This is a genomic window from Pseudomonas rhizoryzae, from assembly GCF_005250615.1.
Taxonomy (GTDB): domain Bacteria; phylum Pseudomonadota; class Gammaproteobacteria; order Pseudomonadales; family Pseudomonadaceae; genus Chryseomonas; species Chryseomonas rhizoryzae.
Map to the genome: position 1 here is coordinate 1 of NZ_SULM01000005.1, position 17,469 is coordinate 17,469.

Sequence of the window (17,469 nt, forward strand, 5' to 3'; positions counted from 1 at the left end):
TGACGAACATAGAGCATTGGAACCACCTGATCCCTTCCCGAACTCAGAAGTGAAACGATGCATCGCCGATGGTAGTGTGGGGTTTCCCCATGTGAGAGTAGGTCATCGTCAAGCGCCTAATACCCAGCACCCCCGCTCAGTTCATTCTGGCGGGGGTGTTGTCTTTGGGGCGGGAAAAGTTTGGCTGGGGCGCCAAAAGCGCTCGAGACGGAAGCGGGTAGGTCATGTGGCTGGGTTGCCCTCACCCCAGCCCTCTCCCCGAGGGAGAGGGGGCTAGGCGCGTCGCGCAGCCATTTGCCAGCAAGGTCTCGGATCCGCTTCATTTTTTTGAATTTTTTAGGTATACAATGATGAACAGCTTAGGGCTGATAGGCAGGGGTGCGGAACGTCGTACCCCTTTTTTTTTGCTGGACTGACAAAATTTGCAGCTTAGCCTAGGATCTTATCCCTGGGGCCATCAGGCCCTTTGGTATTCTGGCTAAAGGCAACGCAAGCGATGAAAGCGCAAGCGAAGAGGATTCGATTTTGATCAAAGTGCTGGTTGTCGACGATCACGATCTTGTCCGTACTGGAATTGTCAGGATGCTCGCCGATGTTGCGGGGATTCAGGTCGTTGGCCAGGCTGACAGTGGAGAGACCGCACTTAAACTCGCTCGTGAACTTCAGCCGGATGTGGTCCTGATGGATGTCAGGATGCCTGGTATCGGAGGGCTTGAAGCCACCCGCAAGCTTTTGCGTAGCCAATCCGATATGAAAGTCGTGGTGGTGACCGCTTGCGAGGAGGATCCCTTTCCTACGCGTCTCCTGCAGGCCGGTGCTTCTGGCTACCTGACCAAAGGGGCCGACATCGAAGAGATGATCACCGCTATCAAGCAAGCATTCGCCGGGCGTCGCTACATCAGCGCTCAGATCGCTCAGCAGCTGGCACTGAAGCCTTTTCAATCCAAGGCTGAGGCGTCGCCGTTCGATCAGCTGTCGGAGCGAGAAATTCAGATTGCCTTGATGATAGCGGGTTGTCAGAAAGTCCAGGTCATATCCGACAAACTATGCCTGTCTCCAAAGACTGTTAATACCTACCGCTATCGTATATTCGAGAAATTATCGATTACCAGCGATGTCGAATTGGCCATGTTGGCCGTTCGCCATGGCATGGTGGATGCAACGAGTTGATATGAGTCACTCTTTTGATGCTGCAGCTTTTTTGTCCGGCTGTAGTGGTCGTCCCGGTGTCTACCGGATGTTTGATGAGGGCGGCAAGCTCTTATACGTAGGTAAGGCCAAAAATCTTAAAAATAGGCTTTCTAGCTATTTTAGAAAGACTGGTCTTGCCCCTAAAACCGCATCGATGGTCTCGAAGATCGCACAGATCGAGACCACCATTACCGGTAACGAAACGGAAGCCCTGCTGCTCGAGCAGAACCTGATCAAACAATGGCGTCCGCCGTACAACATCCTGCTTCGGGACGATAAGTCCTATCCCTACGTCTATCTCTCCACCGAAGACCAGTATCCCCGGCTGACCATTCATCGTGGTGAGAAGAGAGGGAAGGGGCGCTATTTCGGCCCCTATCCCAGTGCTGGTGCGATCCGTGAAAGCCTTAATTTGCTGCAAAAGGCTTTTCAGGTCAGGCAGTGCGACGACAACTACTTCCGCAATCGTACTCGTCCTTGTCTGCAGTATCAGATCAAAAGGTGCAAGGGGCCTTGCGTCGCCTTGGTGAGTCAGCAGGAATATGCCGAGGATGTTCGTCACTCGGCAATGTTCCTCGAGGGCCGCAGCAATGCTTTGGCTGAAGAGCTACAGGTCAAGATGGAAACGGCCTCGATCGGCTTGGAGTTCGAGCGTGCTGCGGAGCTGCGCGATCAACTCGCGCTGGTCAGGCGGGTTCAGGATCAGCAGAGCATCGAAGGTGGCAGTGGCGATGTCGATGTCATCGCGGCCATGGTCAACCCGGGTGGGGCGTGCGTGCATCTGATCAGCGTCCGCGGCGGCCGGGTATTGGGTAGCAAGAACTTTTTCCCCGAGGTGGGTATCGAGGAGGATGCCAGCGAGGTCCTGGCCGCATTCCTGGAGCAGTACTACCTCGCCTATTTGGAGCGGGATCTTCCGGATGAAATTATCGTGAATTCTGTACACGATGATTTCCCTACGCTGATAGATGCCTTCTCCGAGGTTCACAAACGGCAATTGGTCATCGCGCATCGTGTGCGCGGTACCAGGGCTCGCTGGCAGCAATTGGCTGTCACTAATGCTGAGCAGGCACTGAACACGCGCTTGGCCAATCGACAACACATGGGCGTGCGTTTCGATGCCCTGGTGCAGGCGCTGGATCTACCAGAGCCTCCGCAGCGCTTGGAGTGTTTCGATATCAGTCACTCCAGTGGCGAGGCAACGGTAGCATCCTGCGTCGTCTTTGGGCCGGAAGGACCGCTTAAGTCAGATTATCGTCGTTACAACATCGAAGGCGTTACGGCTGGCGATGACTATGCCGCCATGCACCAGGCGCTCACTCGACGTTTCAGTCGGCTCAAGGCGGGTGAGGGTAAGCTGCCTGATATTCTGCTGGTGGACGGTGGCAAGGGACAGTTGGCGATGGCTCGTGAAGTGCTCAGGGAGCTGGCGGTCCCCGATTTGGTTCTGTTGGGTGTCGCCAAGGGTGTCACGCGCAAGCCGGGCCTCGAAACGTTGTATCTGGATGACCCATCGAACGAGTTCACGCTCCCGGCGCATTCTCCAGCCTTGCATCTCATCCAGCAGATCCGTGACGAGGCGCACCGCTTCGCGATTACGGGTCATAGAGCGCGTCGGGGCAAGGCGCGGCGTACTTCCTCCCTGGAGGAGGTTGCAGGTATAGGGCCCAAGCGCAGACAGGAGCTCTTGAAACACTTCGGTGGTTTGAGAGAGCTACAGCGGGCGAGCATCGAGGAGATCGCCAAGTCGCCCAGTATCAGCAAAAAGCTCGCCGAGCAGATTTATGCCGCCTTGCACAGCGAGTAGAATTGCCCCCACGTTCATCAACAGCCGCGCCAATGAATATTCCAAATCTGCTTACCGTACTGCGCGTCTTTCTCATCCCCTTGTTCGTTATTCTGTTCTATCTGCCGGTTCACTGGAGCTACTGGACGGCGAGCACGATTTTCGCCATTGCCTGCGCGACCGATTGGTTGGATGGCTATCTAGCGCGTCGGCTTGGGCAGAGCACGCCCTTTGGTGCCTTCTTGGATCCGGTTGCTGACAAGTTGATCGTTGCAGTGGCTCTGGTGCTGCTCGTGCAGGAGCATGCCAATGCCTGGCTGACGCTTCCGGCCGTGATCATCGTCGGACGAGAGATAGTGGTATCAGCCTTACGCGAGTGGATGGCGGAGCTCGGGGCGCGGGCGCAGGTCGCGGTGTCCAACCTGGGCAAATGGAAGACAGCTGCACAGATGTTGGCGTTGGTAATACTGCTGGCCAATCCGCCGCAGCTCACCTTCTGGGTGATAAGCGGATATACCTTGCTCATCATCGCTGCTGCTTTGACGCTATGGTCCATGTGTACCTATCTGGTGGCGGCTTGGCCCCATCTGATGAGCGCTGAGAAAAAAAAATAAGTTTTTGAATCAATGGGTTGACATGTCGGGTGGCTGATATAGAATGGCGCCCGTCACCAAGCGGGAATAGCTCAGTTGGTAGAGCACGACCTTGCCAAGGTCGGGGTCGCGAGTTCGAGTCTCGTTTCCCGCTCCAAGTTTTACATGAGTGTCGCAAGACATTCAGGTTTGAGGCCGGGTGGCAGAGTGGTCATGCAGCGGATTGCAAATCCGTGTACGCCGGTTCGATTCCGACCTCGGCCTCCACTATTGAGAGCCCCGTAGATTCCGGTCTACGGGGCTTTTCATCATCCAGGGATGTTTGGGTACTGGATTAGGTGTTAAGCGTCCTGCCTGGTCAGGATTCGGCTTTGCCCGAGTGGTGAAACTGGTAGACACAAGGGACTTAAAATCCCTCGACTTCGCGGTCGTGCCGGTTCGATTCCGGCCTCGGGCACCATCCATCTGAAAGACCCCTCGTGTACGCACTAGGGGTCTTTTTCGTTTAGGAGGGGATTGTCCAGTAGGGTGTTTCGTCCGCGTCGCGCTCGATGCGTGAGCGGCTATCCAGGATGAAGGCCTCTAGCATGGCAGCATCTAGAAGTTCGGTGCGGGCGATGGGGCGTTTGAGCACTGACTGACCGCCGCGTGAGAACACCTCGACATCGTAGGCCCGTGGATCCCGCGTCGATATCACGCAACGTAACGGCTCGAAGCCACCTTTCAAGGTATTGAAGGCGCTGGCGAGTTCCACATAGAGGGTCATCCGGAAAAGCTTCCTGTTCAAAGGTGGCACTGTGACAGCATTGGCTGTTACAGGGTTTCACCTTTGCTAAGGAGTGCTGTCATATCGCGATGCTAATCGCAAAATCACAGTCCTGCGTTCGGAGTTCATTGCCAGCCTTGCAGCCAGCATTCTGCATCCAGCAGCTCATGCCAGTCCAGCGTCCATGTACGACGAGTGAGAACCGCTTGTAGATCTATTCGCGAGATGGGCTCGCTCTCCACTTCAGGCGTATAGACGCGGGTCACGATGAAGTGACGCTGGCGCTCACGGGGCTGCACGGCAGTCCATTTGCTGTGCAGCAGCTTGCTGGGATTGATGCGTCTGGCCGTCATCCCTGCATGGCCTCCAGTAGAGGAGCACGGCGATAACGCTGCAAGAGTGCCTCGAGATTGCGATCGGGCATGGCATGGGCTCTGAGCGCCGAGATGGTGCGCTCTACGTACTCCAGTGTGGTACCGAAATGACCGCAGGCTTCGGTCAGCACGCGGTTGAGGATGTCCTCCGGAAGATTGCCGGCGTAGCAGGGCAGATTGCGCTTGAGGACGAAACCGAGCGCCTGGACCTTGCTGCCGTCCTCCAGATGGCAGTGCAGCCAGCGCGGACGGTAGGAGCCGTCCGGCATCTCCCGCTTCCACAAGGCCAGCAGATGGTCGTCCAACTGGTCATCGGGCAACTGGTAGGCGAAGCCCGAGCAGGAACCGCCGCGATCCAGGCCTAGCACCAAACCGGGTTGTTCGGGTGTGCCTCGATGCAGTTGAGACCAGAGATAGAGGCCGCGGTGATAGCCATGCACCCGTGCCCTGCGGGCTGCAACTGCCGGGCATTCGGGGCGCCAGATGAGTGAGCCATAGGCAAACAGCCAGACCGGGCCAGGCTTGCGTTGCGCCAGGGTAGCCTCCAGGGAGGCAACGAGTTCCGGGTGGGTGAGGGGCGTGGCAGGCGCAAGCTTGGGTGGGTAGGAAGCGAGAGTGCTGGAAGAAATCTGTCTGTGCATAGGTGCCTGGTCCTCAACCGCAAAAGCTGCCGAGTCTTTCGGGCTCGGTCATAAGATCCTAACGAAAGTATGCTGGGAACCCATAGACCGTTCGTGCCCATCTTTATGACGCTTGGTTAGAGCACAGCGAGAAACATGCCAAAGAGCGGAATGGAAAACCTCAGGCGAAAAAAAGCCCGGCCGGAGCCGGGCTTGGGAAAGGCGGTGAATCAGGCGCTGGTGCGGATCAGGTGATCGAAGGACGCGAGTGAGGCCTTAGCCCCTTCGCCCAGAGCGATGACGATCTGCTTGTAGGGGACGGTGGTGACGTCGCCAGCGGCGAAGACACCGGGTAGCGAGGTCTGGCAACGGGCGTCGACTTCGATCTCGCCGCGCGGCGACAACTCCACGGTACCCTTGAGCCAATCGGTGTTGGGTACTAGGCCGATCTGGACGAAGACACCTTCGAGATCCACATGGTGGAATTCGCTTGAGTTGCGGTCCTTGTAGACGAGGCCGTTGACCTTCTGGCCATCACCCTTGACCTCGCTGGTGAGGGCGCTGGTGATCACGGTGACGTTGGGCAGGCTGAACAGCTTGCGCTGCAGCACGGCGTCGGCGCGCAGTTGACCGTCGTACTCGATCAGGGTGACGTGGGCAACGATGCCGGCCAGGTCGATGGCGGCCTCGACACCCGAGTTACCGCCACCGATCACGGCGACGCGCTTACCCTTGAACAGGGGGCCGTCGCAGTGGGGGCAGTAGGCCACGCCACGATTGCGGTACTCCTTCTCGCCGGGCACGTTCATTTCGCGCCAGCGGGCACCGGTGGCGAGGATCAGCGTCTTGGCCTTGAGCGAGCCGCCGTCGGCGAAGCGAACTTCGTGCAGGCCGCCGGCTTCGTGGGCCGGGATCAGCTGCTCGGCACGCTGCAGGTTCATGATGTCCACTTCGTACTGCTTGACGTGCTCTTCCAGTGCCATGGCGAGTTTCGGGCCTTCGGTCTCCTTGATGGAGATGAAGTTCTCGATGGCCAGGGTGTCCAGCACCTGACCGCCGAAGCGCTCGGCGGCTACGCCGGTGCGGATACCTTTGCGCGCGGCGTAGACCGCAGCGGCAGCACCGGCCGGGCCACCGCCGATGACCAGCACGTCGAAGGCGTCCTTGGCGTTGAGCTTGTCGGCGGAGCGGGCAGCGGCGCCGGTGTCGAGCTTGGCGACGATTTCTTCCAGACCCATGCGGCCCTGGCCGAAGGGCTCACCGTTCAGGTAGACGCTGGGCACGGCCATGATCTGGCGGCGCTCGACTTCGTCCTGGAACAGGGCGCCGTCGACGGCGACATGCTTGACCCGCGGATTGAGCACGGCCATCAGGTTCAGGGCCTGGACCACGTCGGGGCAATTCTGGCAGGACAGGGAGAAATAGGTTTCGAACTGGTAGTCGCCGTCGAGGGCCTTGACCTGCTCGATGACGTCCTGGCTGGCCTTGGACGGATGACCGCCGACTTGCAACAGGGCCAGGACCAGGGAGGTGAATTCGTGGCCCATGGGCAGACCGGCGAAACGCAGGTCGATGTTCTGACCAGGGGTCAGCAGGGCGAAGGAGGGACGGCGCTCATCGCTGCCATCGGTGCTCAGGCTGACCTGGTCGGACAGGCTGGCGATGTCTTGCAGCAGGCTGAGCATTTCACGGGACTTCGCGCCATCGTCGAGGGACGCGACGATCTCGATGGGGCGCGTGACGCGTTCGAGGTAGGTCTTGAGCTGGGCTTTCAGATTGGCGTCCAACATGGCGACGTGGCTTCCGTAAAAAATGGGCAAAAAAAGAGCGCGCGGGCGAGGCGCCCGGGCGCTCGGGCTAGATCAGGCGGGCTTAGATCTTGCCGACCAGGTCCAGCGAGGGGGTCAGGGTCGCTTCGCCTTCTTTCCACTTGGCGGGGCAGACTTCGCCCGGGTGGTTGGCGACGTACTGAGCGGCGCGGACCTTGCGCAGCAGTTCGCTGGCGTCACGGCCGATGCCGTTGTCGTGGATTTCGCACAGCTTGATCTGGCCTTCCGGGTTGATCAGGAAGGTGCCACGCAGGGCCAGGCCTTCTTCTTCGATCAGGACTTCGAAGTTGCGCGCCAGGCGAGCGGTGGGATCACCGACCAGCGGGTAGTTGACCTTCTTGATGGCCTCGGAGGTGTCGTGCCAGGCCTTGTGCGCGAAGTGGGTGTCGCAGGACACGCCGTAGATCTCGACGCCCAGCTTCTGGAACTCGGGGTACAGGTCAGCAAGGTCTTCCAGCTCGGTGGGGCACACGAAGGTGAAGTCAGCCGGGTAGAAGACGATGGCGGACCACTTGCCCTTCAGATCGGCCTCGGTCACCTGGACGAATTTGCCGTTGTGGTAGGCAGTCGCGGTGAAAGGCTTCACTTCGGTGTTGATCAGGGACATTGATGACTCCTTGAGGGTTTAAGGTAAGGGTTGAAATCGATAGGACGCATGCTAATCGCCTTTTGACGATTTGCCTCATTGTTAAAGGCGATGTCAGTGATTAGGCGCCTCTATCGAATACTACAGGGTTTGTGTGAAATCAGTGATTTAGGCGTGGCCGAGCGCTTTGGGCGTGGCCTGGTGCTGGCCCCATTCGCTCCAGGAGCCATCGTACAGCCGCCCATCCGGCAGGCCGGCGACACTCAGCGCCAACAGCAGAACGGCAGCCGTGACGCCGCTACCGCAGCTGGTGATGACCGGATGCAGGCCGTCGACGCCCAGCGCCTGGAAACGCTGGCGCAGTTCCTGCGGCGACAGCAGGGTGCCCGCCGCGGTCAGCAGGCTGTCGTAGGGCAGGTTCAGGCTGCCAGGCATATGCCCCGACGCGACGCCCGGCCGCGGTTCCGGAACCTCGCCGGCGAAGCGTTTGGCGCCTCTGGCATCGAGCACCTGGGTCTGGCCCACGGCGAGCGCGGTCTGGACATCACCCAGGCCGCAGAGCAGGCGATTGTTCAAGGCGGTGGGATAGGGCGCCTGGGGTTCAGGGCGGTTCTCGCCGGCTTCCAGGGGTAGACCCAGGTCGCGCCAATGCGGCAGGCCGCCATCCAGCACCGCCACCTGCTCGTGTCCGAACAGACGGAACAGCCACCAGGCGCGGGCGGCCGAGAAGAGGCCTTTCTGGTCGTAGGCTACGATGAAGGTTGCAGGCATGACGCCCAGTTCGCCCGCCAGCCTGGCGAAGCGGCCGGCACTGGGCACCATGTGCGGGAGCGAGGTATCCGGATCGGAAAAGAGGTCGATATCGAAACGCAGGGCGCCGGGGATGTGCTGCTGCCGATAGAGTTCGTCGGCATCTTGCGGCTCGTTCGGCAGATAGAGACTGGCATCGAGGATCAGCAGATCCGTGCGACCCAACTGCTCCTGCAGCCAGGCGGCGGTGACCAGGGGGGAGGAGATCATGGTGGCGCTCCTGGGTTGGCGAAGGATGACAGCTTAGCGTGCCGTGGACGGCATGGGCTGTCACGGATGAGCGGATACTTTATCCTCGACGGCTTGGCAACTGGGTAGATGACTTATGAGCGAACTTAACGGGCCCTCCAAGGGTGGCAACGACTGGCAGTTGAGCCGCATCGTCGGTGAGCTGCATGCCGCCCGTAGCGATTGGCGGGAAACCCACGGGCGTTTCCGTGAATTCAGCGGCCGCGAGTTGCCCTCGCGCAGCGTGATGGCGAGTGTGATCGAGTCCCTGAGCGGCGCGCTCTTTCCCCTGCGGCTCGGTCCGGATCAGCTGCGCCAGGAAAGCGAGGATTTCTACGTCGGCTTCGAACTCGAGCGCGCGCTCAACGCCCTGGTGATCCAGGCCAAGTTGGAGCTCGATTATTTCGCCAAGCAGCGTGGCGAGAATGGGGGCGATCGCGGCGCAGAGGCCCGGCGCCTGGTGCAGGCGTTCGCCCTGGCCTTGCCGGATCTGCGCCGGCTGCTGGATACCGATGTGATCGCTGCCTACCAGGGCGACCCGGCCGCGCGTAGCGTGGACGAGGTGCTGCTGTGCTATCCGGGTATCCACGCCATGATCCACCACCGTATCGCGCACCACTTCTACCGTAGCGGCCTGCCGCTGCTGGCGCGCATGGTCAGCGAGCGCGCCCATTCGGCCACCGGGATCGACATCCATCCGGGCGCCCAGATCGGCGAAGGCTTCTTCATCGACCATGGCACCGGCGTGGTGATCGGCGAGACCTGCATCATCGGCGACCGGGTGCGGATCTACCAGGCGGTGACCCTGGGCGCCAAGCGTTTCCCGGCCGATGCCGAGGGCAACCTCAAGAAGGGCCACCCGCGGCATCCCATCGTCGAGGACGATGTGGTGATCTATGCCGGGGCGACCATCCTGGGCCGCATCACCATCGGCCAGGGCTCCACCATCGGCGGCAACGTCTGGCTGACCCATGGCGTGCCGGCCAACAGCAACGTGAGCCAGGCCAGCCTGCAGGGCTGCGCCGGCTTGGCTCAGGAGTAGTCGGAAGCCTGGTCGCGAACGAACTTGGCGAGGAAACGCCGGGTTCGTTCTTCACGCGGGTGATTGAAGAGCTCGGCGGCTGGACCCTGCTCGACGATGCGACCGCCGTCCATGAACAACACCCGGTGGGCGACGTCACGGGCGAAGGCCATCTCGTGGGTGACGATGAGTAGGGTGCGCCCTTCCTGGGCCAGGCTGCGAATCGTCTGCAGTACCTCGCCGACCCGCTCGGGATCCAGCGCGGAGGTGGGTTCGTCGAAGAGGATCGCCTGGGGTCGCATGGCCAGCGCCCGGGCGATGGCGACGCGCTGTTGCTGGCCCCCGGACAACTGCCCCGGATAGGTATCGGCCTTGTCGGCCAAGCCAACCTTGGCGAGCAGTTCGCTGCCGTGGGCGAGGGCGGCGGCGCGGTCTTCGCCCTGGACGATGATGGGCCCCTCGATCACGTTCTCCAGCGCGGTGCGATGGGGAAAGAGATTGAAGTTCTGGAAGACGAAGCCCATGCGCTGGCGTAGCTGGCGGATCGCTGCCTGCTGCGCCTTCAGCGGTCGGGCCGCATCGATGTGCAGGTCGCCCAGGCTGATGCTGCCGGCGTCCGGCGTTTCCAACAGATTCAAACAGCGCAGCAAGGTGGTCTTGCCCGAGCCGCTCGGGCCGATGATGGCAACCACTTCGCCCTGGGCTACGTCCAGGGCGATGGCCTGGAGGACGGTCTGCTGGCGGAAGGACTTGGACAGCCCTCTGACCTCGATCATGACGGGCCTCTTTCGTTGAGGTGGCGTCCGTAGTGGCGCTCCAGGCGTTCCTGCAGCGTGGACAGGAGGCTGGCCAGAATCCAATAGAGCAAGGCCGCGGCGAGATAGAGACTGAAGATCTCGAAGGTCCGGGCGGTGATCAACTGGGCCTGGCGGAACAGCTCGGGCACCTGAATGGTGGCTGCCAGCGAGGTGTCCTTCACCAGCGCGATGAAGCTGTTGCCGAGCGGCGGCAGGGCGATGCGCAAGGCCTGGGGCAGGATGGCGCGCCTCAGGGTCTGCAGCGGTGTCATGCCGATGCTGGCGGCGGCTTCCCACTGGCCACGGTCGATGGCGCCGATGGCCGAGCGGATGATCTCCGCCGTGTAGGCAGCCATGTTCAGCGAAAAGCCGATCAGGGCTGCCGGCAACGGATCGAGCTGCACGCCGAGTTCGGGTAGGCCGTAGTAGATGACGAACAGCTGCACCAGCAGCGGGGTCCCCCGGAAGAAGGAAATGTAGAGCCGGGCGACGCCGCGCAACAGCAGCTGTTGCGAGCGGCGCAGCAGGGCCAGGCCGAAGCCCAGCAGCAGTCCGAAGAACATGCCGCCGAGACTCAGGACCACCGTCCAGATCGCGCCCTTCAGCAGGAAGGGCAGCGAATCGAGCAGAAGTTGTAGCGTGTCGGTCATTGGGTGACGTCAGCCTTGAACCACTTCTCGGAGATCTTCGCCAGGGTGCCGTCGGCCCTCAGCTTGGCGATGGCCTGGTCGATCGCCGCATGGAATTCAGGGTCGCCCTTGCGTTCGGCGATACCCGATTCCTGGCGGCTGAAGGGCTCGCCGGCCAGGGCCAGGCGATCCTTGGTCTTGGCCAGCAACTCCAGGGCGGCGAGGCGATCGACGAGGATGACGTCGATGCGGCCGACGCGCAGATCCTGGTACTTGGTGGGATCGTCTTCATAGGTACGGACATCGGCCTTAGGGACGTTCTGGCGCAGCCACTGTTCGTAGTTGGTGCCCAGGCCGACGCCGACCTTCTTGCCGGCGAGATCGGCGGCGGTCTTGATCTTGTCGGCGTCTTCCTTGCGCACCAGGGCCTGGATGCCGGACACGGTATAGGGGGTGGAGAAATCGTACTTTTTCTTGCGCTCGTCGCTGATCGTTACCTGGTTGATCACTACGTCCAGGCGGCGGGACTCCAGGGCGGCCAGCAGGCCATCCCATTTGCCAGGCTCGATCTTAGCCTTAACGCCCAACTCCTTGGCCAGCGCCTTGGCGAAGTCCACTTCGAAGCCGGTCAGCTGACCGTTTTCATCCTGGAAACTGAAGGGCGGGTAGGTGCCTTCCAGGCCGACGATCAATTCGCCACGCTGCTTGACGGTTTGCAGCAGGTCTTCGGCCTGAGCCGTGGCCTGATGGGCCAGGCCCAGGGCGAGCAACAGGGCGGCGCTGCGGAAGAGACGAAGGGACAGGGATTTGCGCATGGATGAGATCCTTATGGGTATGGGGTGCGCCACTATGAAGGTATCTGATCAGACAACCTTAGTGCGAAAACTGCTGACGTTATGCCATCTTCAGAGGAATTGGGCAGGCGTTCACGCCAGCCAGTCGCCATAGGCGAAGGTGCCCGGTGCGCCTCCGGTGTGCAGGAACACCAGCGGTCCAGGCGGCAATTCATCGCGGGCCGCCAGGTCCAGCAGGCCGGCCATGGCCTTGCCGGTGTAGACCGGGTCCAGGACCAGGCCTTCCAGGCGGCCCAGCCGGCGGATGGCTGCCAGGGTGCCGGCATTGGGTTCGCCGTAGCGCGGTCCGTAGTAGCCGTCGTACAGGATAGGGGCGTTCCGGGGCGCGGCGACGTCCAACAGCTCGGCCAGTTGCTGGCGTAGCAGCGCCACGCGTGGCAATTGCTCGGCGTTGCTGCGTGAAACGGTGATCCCTATGACTGGCAGGCCCGGTCGGAGGTGATCCAGGGCCAGATCCAGGCCGGCCTGGGTGCCGGCGCTGCCCGAGGCGACGATGACGGCGGCGGGTTGCAGTTCCAGGGCCTGGAGTTGATCGGCCAGTTCGAGTCCGGCCCGGACGTAGCCCAAGGCACCCCGCGCATTGGAGCCACCGATGGGAATCACCTTGGGCGTGCGGCCCTGCTGGCGCAGACGCTCGGCTTCGGCTGCCAGCTGGCCGGCCGGGTCGTCGAGGGCCGCGACTGGTTTGATTTGGGCACCGAACAGTTCGAGCAGCAGGCGGTTACCGCCGTGCAGGTAGCCCGGATCGTGCGTGGCGATGGGATTTTCCAGCAGGGCTACGCAGTCCAGGCCCTGCTGGGCGGCGACCGCGGCGGTCTGGCGGACATGGTTGGACTGGATGGCGCCGGCGGTCACCAGGGTGTCGGCGCCTTCGGCCAGGGCCTCGGCGACCAGGTATTCCAGCTTGCGCACCTTGTTGCCGCCCAGGGCCAGGCTGGTGGTGTCGTCGCGCTTGCAATACACCGCCCGCCCCAACTCCGCCGACAACCGCGGCAGGAAGTCCAGCGAGGTGGCGGAAGGCTGCAACACCAGGCGGGGAAAACGGGCGAGGGCGGTAGCGAGCATGACGAGACCTGGGTAAATGACGGGAACTTCAATCTAGACCGAAGAGGCGCCGACCTCTAAGAGCCTGTTCAAAATCTGCTGCGCGTCGGCCAAACTGCGTTGAAAACGCCTTCGGAATGCTCATTTACCACTCGTAAACTCCGCTTCCTCAGGCGTTTTCGTGGGGCCGCCCAGGCCTTGTTTGGCTCTAGCTCGCGAGATTTTGAACAGACTCTAATGCTGGACTCAGGCCAGGCTCGGGCGCCGCGCCAGAGTCTGGGGCAGCAGCGAACGCAACAGCATGCCGTAGAGCGGTACGAAGAGAATCAGGCTGACGGTCAGCTTCACCCCGTAGTCGACCAGCGCGATTTCCGGCCAGTGGGCGGCCATGAAGGGGTTGTCGCTGCGCCAGAAGGCCACGGAGAAGAAGGCGAGGGTGTCGAGGGCGTTGCCGAACAGGGTCGAGACGGTGGGCGCCAGCCACCAATGACGCGAACGGCGCAGGCGGTCGAACACCTGGATGTCGAGCAACTGGCCCAGCACATAGGCGCAGAAACTGGCCAGGGAGATGCGCAGGACGAAGACGTTGACCGCGGCCAGCGCCGCCCAGCCCTGGAAGCCGCCGTCCTGGAAGAGCACGGAAATGACATAGGACGCCAACAGCGCCGGGAGCATCACCCGGGCGATGACCTGCCTGGCGGGCGCCTTGCCCAGCAAGCGGACGGTGAGGTCGGTGGCGAGAAAGATGAAGGGGAAGCTGAAGGCGCCCCAGGTGGTGTGCCAGCCGAACAGTTGCAGCGGTAACTGCACCAGGTAGTTGCTGGCGATGATGATGAGGACGTGGAAAGCGACCAGCGCGGCGACCGCCGTGCGGCGCGCGGAATCGAGACGTGCGAGCATGAGTAGGCCTTTTTGAAGGTACCTGGGGTGAGGGAACCCAGGCCCCGGGATCCGGGGCGGCGCCATCCTAGCCCAAACAGGGCGCCTATCACCAGCGAACGCCCGCACCGGGAAGGGAGTCGCCCGTCGGGAGCGTCCCCTTCCAGGCTAAACAGACTCAGGCGGCCGGCTTGAGCACTACCTTGGTCCAGCCATCGTCCCGCGCATCGAAATGCCGATAGGCGTCCGGTGCTTCGGTCAGGCTCAGGCGGTGGGAAATGATCTGCGAGGGTCGCGCCTTGCCTGCATGGATCAACCGCGCCAGCTCGCGGTTGTAATTCTTGACGTTGGCCTGGCCGGTGCGGATTTTCTGGCCCTTGAACCAGAAGTTGCCGAAGTCGAAGGCCATCTTGCCTTGCTTGGCCAGGTCGTTCTGGCCGCCCGGGTCCTGGGGCACGAATACCCCGACCACGCCGATGCCGCCGGTGGCCCGCGTCGAGGCCACCAGGTTGTTCATGGTGAGGTGATTGACTTCGTGCCCATGGTGATCACAGCACTGGTAGCCGACGCACTCGCAGCCACGGTCGGTACCCCGCCCGTGGGTGAGATTGAGGATCTGCTCGACCGCATCGCCCTCCTTGGCATGGATGGCCTTGGCCCCGAGTTTTTCCGCCAGCGCCAGGCGATCCGGCTGGTCGTCGACCACATAGACCTCGGAGGCGCCGCGGATCATGGCGGCGTGGGTGGCCATGAGGCCGACCGGGCCCGCGCCATAGATGGCGATGGACTCCCCGGGGCGCAGGCCGGCCAGTTCGGTGGCATGCCAACCGGTGGGAAAGATGTCGGACAGCATCACATAGTCGTCTTCGCGTTCCGCGGCGTCCTCGGGCAATACCAGGCAGTTGAAGTCGGCATAGGGCACTCGCAGCAATTCCGCCTGGCCGCCCTGGTAGGGCCCCATGTCGGCGAAGCCGTAGGCCGCGCCGGCGACACCCGGGTTGGCGGTGAGGCAGAAGCCGGTCAGTCCGCGTTCGCAGTTCTCGCAGAAGCCGCAGCCGATGTTGAAGGGCAGGCAGACCCGGTCACCGACCTTGATGCGGTCGACACCGACACCGACACCGACACCGACCTCGACCACTTCGCCGAGGTTCTCGTGGCCGAAGACCCGGCCGCTTTCGAAGCTGGTTCGGCCTTCGTACATGTGCAAGTCCGAGCCGCAGATGTTGGTGGTGGTGATCCTGACGAGGACGTCGGTGGGTTTTTCGATGCGGGCGTCGTCTACGTTCTTGACCGCGACGTCGCGCGGGCCCTGGTAAACCACAGCTTTCATGATGTGCACTCCGGAGTGCCGCGCTGGTCCGTTACGGGCACCCGTTTGGGTTGATGGAAATCGTCCCTATGAGAGAGCGGCTTTAGCTGTCGCCTCAGGGGGAGGGCATCGTCAAGCGGAAGGGAGTTCAAATCGTCAGACGAGTTGGGCTGCGCTTAGGAGTCCTGCTAACGTTGCGCTTTTGACCACCAAAGAGGCTTGCCATGCACTATCGATCCCTGGGCCGAACCGAGCTGAAGGTGAGCGCCATTTCCCTGGGCACCATGACCTGGGGCGAGCAGAACACCGAGGCAGAAGCCTTCGAGCAGATTCGAGTCGCCAAGGCGGCCGGCGTCAATCTGCTGGATACCGCCGAGATGTATCCGGTGCCGCCGCGCGCCGAGACCTACACCCGTACCGAGACCATCATCGGCAACTACTTCCGCCAGCACGGGGACCGGGCCGACTGGGTGCTGGCGAGCAAGGCGGCTGGCCCCGGCCGCGACATGGACTACATCCGCAACGGCGGCCTGGCCTTCACCAAAGCCAATCTCACCGCGGCGCTGGATGCCAGCCTGCAGCGCCTGAACACCGATTATCTGGATCTCTATCAACTGCACTGGCCGGATCGGCGCACCAACTACTTCGGCCAGTTGGGCTACGTACACAACGATACCGACTTCACGCCCCTCGAAGAGACCCTGGAAGCCCTGGATGGCCTGGTGAAGGCCGGCAAGGTCCGCCATGTGGGGCTGTCCAATGAAACGCCCTGGGGTGTGCAGCGCTTCCTGCACCTGAGCGAGACCCGTGGCTGGCCGCGGGTGGTGTCGATCCAGAATCCCTATAACCTGCTCAACCGCAGCTTCGAAGTGGGCCTGGCCGAGCAGGCCATACGCGAGCAGGTGGGGCTACTGGCCTATTCGCCGCTGGCCTTCGGGGTGCTCGCGGGTAAGTACCTGAACGGCGCTCGTCCGGCAGGGGCACGCCTGACCCTGTTCGAACGCTTCCAGCGCTACAGCAATCCGCAAACGCAGCGCGCCGCCCAGGCCTATGTCGAGCTGGCCCGCGAGCGCGGGCTGGACCCGGCGCAGATGGCCCTGGCCTTCGTCACCAGCCGACCCTTCGTGACCAGCAATATCATCGGTGCCACCTCGCTCGCCCAGTTGGAAAGCAATCTGGCGAGCAGTGAACTGGAGCTGGATGCCGAGACGCTCGCGGCCATCGAGAAGATCCACGTCGATCAGCCCAACCCCGCGCCCTGAGTCAGGCGTTGTCGGGACGGTCGCCCAATCCGGCAGCCAGCGCCTGGTACAGCACCTGTACCGGGCGGATCGCCCGGCAGCCGGGGCGCATCAGCAGCCAGAGTTCCATCGGTGGCAGATCTTGCGGGGTGGCCAGCAGGACCCAGTCGGGATCGATGAGGTAGTCCGGGAGCAGGGCGACACCCAGCCCGGCGCGTACCAGGCGGGCCACGCCGAGCAGGGTGTCGCACTTCACCCAGGCCTCGCTGCCCGGATATTCCCGGCGCCGCCAGAGCACGCTGGGATGGTCGGGCAGCAGGTCATCGGGCGCCAGCCAGCGCCAGTCGCTGGCCTGGGTGCCGGCACGTTCGAGATAGGTCGCCGTGGCGCACAGACGGTACTGGACCTGCCGCAGGCGCCGGCCGACCAGGTGGCTGGGCGGACTGGCCGTCAGGCGCAGGGCCAGGTCCGCTTCGTGCCGGCTCAGGTTGACGAAGGCGTTGTCGGTGGTGAGCTCCAGGCGAATCTGCGGATAGCGCGCCAGGAAGGCATCCAGGAGCGGCACCAGCAGACGTTCGAGCACCGCATCGGTGGTACTCAGGCGCACGCTGCCACTGGGCGGTGCCTCTTCGGCCAGCAACTCGGCCCTGGCGGCCAGCAAGGCGTCTTCGGCGGCCTGCGCCGCCTGAATCAGCGGCAGCACCGGGGGCAGCGGTCGGCAGCCGTGGCGCCCACGCTCGAACAGCGCCAGGCCCAGGCGCGCCTCGAGCCGTCCGAGGGCGCGGTGTACCGAAGAAACATCCTGCGCCAGCAACTGGGCCGCCCGGGCAAGGGTCGCCCCGCGACTCAGCGCCAGTACCAGCGTCAGGTCGCTGTGTTCCAGTTGATAGTGCATCCGTGCCTGGCCTCCTG

18 protein-coding genes, 3 tRNA genes and 1 rRNA gene are annotated in these 17,469 nt (G+C 62.5%); 9 read left to right on the forward strand and 13 right to left on the reverse strand.

Annotated elements, in window-relative coordinates:
- From rrf to FAZ11_RS08665, 7 genes are all read left to right on the forward strand, one after another.
- Positions 1–114 (forward strand): 5S ribosomal RNA (rrf, locus tag FAZ11_RS08635); the annotation flags it as partial.
- A gap of 411 nt (positions 115–525) precedes the next feature.
- Complete coding sequence (gene gacA / locus FAZ11_RS08640; protein ID WP_058763130.1) at positions 526–1,170, forward strand: response regulator transcription factor GacA; 645 nt, start codon at positions 526–528, stop codon at positions 1,168–1,170.
- 1 nt (position 1,171) lies between these two features.
- On the forward strand, positions 1,172–2,998 hold the full coding sequence (gene uvrC, locus FAZ11_RS08645; RefSeq protein ID WP_058763132.1) for an excinuclease ABC subunit UvrC: 1,827 nt from the start codon (positions 1,172–1,174) through the stop codon (positions 2,996–2,998).
- Between the two features lie 32 nt (positions 2,999–3,030).
- A complete protein-coding gene (pgsA, locus tag FAZ11_RS08650; protein WP_058771822.1) occupies positions 3,031–3,591 on the forward strand; it encodes a CDP-diacylglycerol--glycerol-3-phosphate 3-phosphatidyltransferase in 561 nt (186 codons plus the stop codon).
- A gap of 60 nt (positions 3,592–3,651) precedes the next feature.
- A tRNA-Gly gene (locus FAZ11_RS08655) sits at positions 3,652–3,727 on the forward strand.
- A gap of 36 nt (positions 3,728–3,763) precedes the next feature.
- Positions 3,764–3,837 (forward strand) — tRNA-Cys (locus FAZ11_RS08660).
- 106 nt (positions 3,838–3,943) lie between these two features.
- A tRNA-Leu gene (locus FAZ11_RS08665) sits at positions 3,944–4,030 on the forward strand.
- Between the two features lie 45 nt (positions 4,031–4,075).
- On the opposite strand, the gene FAZ11_RS08670 is transcribed toward FAZ11_RS08665, so the two are convergent.
- The 6 genes from FAZ11_RS08670 to sseA all read right to left on the reverse strand — a co-directional run bounded on the left by FAZ11_RS08670 (position 4,076) and on the right by sseA (position 8,765).
- Positions 4,076–4,336: a hypothetical protein gene (locus FAZ11_RS08670; protein ID WP_058763137.1), complete on the reverse strand. Its 261-nt coding sequence runs from the start codon at positions 4,334–4,336 to the stop codon at positions 4,076–4,078.
- A 125-nt stretch (positions 4,337–4,461) separates the two neighbouring features.
- A complete protein-coding gene (locus FAZ11_RS24950) occupies positions 4,462–4,689 on the reverse strand; it encodes a TIGR02450 family Trp-rich protein (protein WP_058771823.1) in 228 nt (75 codons plus the stop codon).
- Entirely contained in the window at positions 4,686–5,351 is a 666-nt protein-coding gene (locus tag FAZ11_RS08680) for a gamma-glutamylcyclotransferase (RefSeq protein ID WP_058766150.1), read from the reverse strand. Before FAZ11_RS08680 ends, FAZ11_RS24950 begins: the two co-directional genes overlap by 4 nt.
- A 209-nt stretch (positions 5,352–5,560) precedes the next feature.
- Positions 5,561–7,120: an alkyl hydroperoxide reductase subunit F gene (gene ahpF, locus FAZ11_RS08685; RefSeq protein WP_058763144.1), complete on the reverse strand. Its 1,560-nt coding sequence runs from the start codon at positions 7,118–7,120 to the stop codon at positions 5,561–5,563.
- Positions 7,121–7,202: 82 nt separating this feature from the next.
- Positions 7,203–7,766 (reverse strand): alkyl hydroperoxide reductase subunit C, encoded by a 564-nt coding sequence (ahpC, locus tag FAZ11_RS08690; RefSeq protein WP_007161854.1) that lies wholly within the window; start codon positions 7,764–7,766, stop codon positions 7,203–7,205.
- A gap of 147 nt (positions 7,767–7,913) precedes the next feature.
- Complete coding sequence (sseA, locus tag FAZ11_RS08695; protein WP_058771824.1) at positions 7,914–8,765, reverse strand: 3-mercaptopyruvate sulfurtransferase; 852 nt, start codon at positions 8,763–8,765, stop codon at positions 7,914–7,916.
- A gap of 115 nt (positions 8,766–8,880) precedes the next feature.
- Here sseA and epsC point away from each other — a divergent pair, with 115 nt between their 5' ends.
- Positions 8,881–9,825 (forward strand): serine O-acetyltransferase EpsC, encoded by a 945-nt coding sequence (epsC, locus tag FAZ11_RS08700; RefSeq protein WP_058766149.1) that lies wholly within the window; start codon positions 8,881–8,883, stop codon positions 9,823–9,825.
- On the opposite strand, the gene tcyN is transcribed toward epsC, so the two are convergent.
- The 6 genes from tcyN to FAZ11_RS08730 form a co-directional block, all read right to left on the reverse strand.
- The gene (tcyN, locus tag FAZ11_RS08705) at positions 9,816–10,580 is read right to left on the reverse strand and encodes an L-cystine ABC transporter ATP-binding protein TcyN (RefSeq protein WP_058771825.1); all 765 of its coding nucleotides are present in this window, start codon (positions 10,578–10,580) and stop codon (positions 9,816–9,818) included. The two genes, epsC and tcyN, sit on opposite strands and share 10 nt — an antisense overlap.
- Positions 10,577–11,251, reverse strand: coding sequence for a cystine ABC transporter permease (gene tcyL / locus FAZ11_RS08710; RefSeq protein WP_058763152.1), 675 nt, complete (start codon positions 11,249–11,251; stop codon positions 10,577–10,579). The genes tcyN and tcyL overlap by 4 nt, the downstream gene beginning before the upstream one ends.
- Complete coding sequence (gene tcyJ / locus FAZ11_RS08715; protein ID WP_193557146.1) at positions 11,248–12,060, reverse strand: cystine ABC transporter substrate-binding protein; 813 nt, start codon at positions 12,058–12,060, stop codon at positions 11,248–11,250. Before tcyJ ends, tcyL begins: the two co-directional genes overlap by 4 nt.
- Before the next feature lie 96 nt (positions 12,061–12,156).
- Positions 12,157–13,149 (reverse strand): D-cysteine desulfhydrase, encoded by a 993-nt coding sequence (locus FAZ11_RS08720; protein ID WP_058771826.1) that lies wholly within the window; start codon positions 13,147–13,149, stop codon positions 12,157–12,159.
- Between the two features lie 225 nt (positions 13,150–13,374).
- A complete protein-coding gene (locus FAZ11_RS08725; protein ID WP_058771827.1) occupies positions 13,375–14,028 on the reverse strand; it encodes a 7-cyano-7-deazaguanine/7-aminomethyl-7-deazaguanine transporter in 654 nt (217 codons plus the stop codon).
- A gap of 157 nt (positions 14,029–14,185) precedes the next feature.
- The gene (locus FAZ11_RS08730; protein ID WP_137279177.1) at positions 14,186–15,337 is read right to left on the reverse strand and encodes a glutathione-independent formaldehyde dehydrogenase; all 1,152 of its coding nucleotides are present in this window, start codon (positions 15,335–15,337) and stop codon (positions 14,186–14,188) included.
- Positions 15,338–15,540: 203 nt separating this feature from the next.
- Between FAZ11_RS08730 and FAZ11_RS08735 the strand changes: the two genes are divergently transcribed.
- On the forward strand, positions 15,541–16,578 hold the full coding sequence (locus FAZ11_RS08735) for an NADP(H)-dependent aldo-keto reductase (RefSeq protein ID WP_058771829.1): 1,038 nt from the start codon (positions 15,541–15,543) through the stop codon (positions 16,576–16,578).
- Position 16,579: 1 nt separating this feature from the next.
- On the opposite strand, the gene FAZ11_RS08740 is transcribed toward FAZ11_RS08735, so the two are convergent.
- Positions 16,580–17,452 carry a LysR family transcriptional regulator gene (locus tag FAZ11_RS08740; protein WP_058771830.1) on the reverse strand — a complete coding sequence of 291 codons (873 nt, stop codon included), beginning with the start codon at positions 17,450–17,452 and terminating at the stop codon, positions 16,580–16,582.
- Positions 17,453–17,469: the final 17 nt, after the last annotated feature.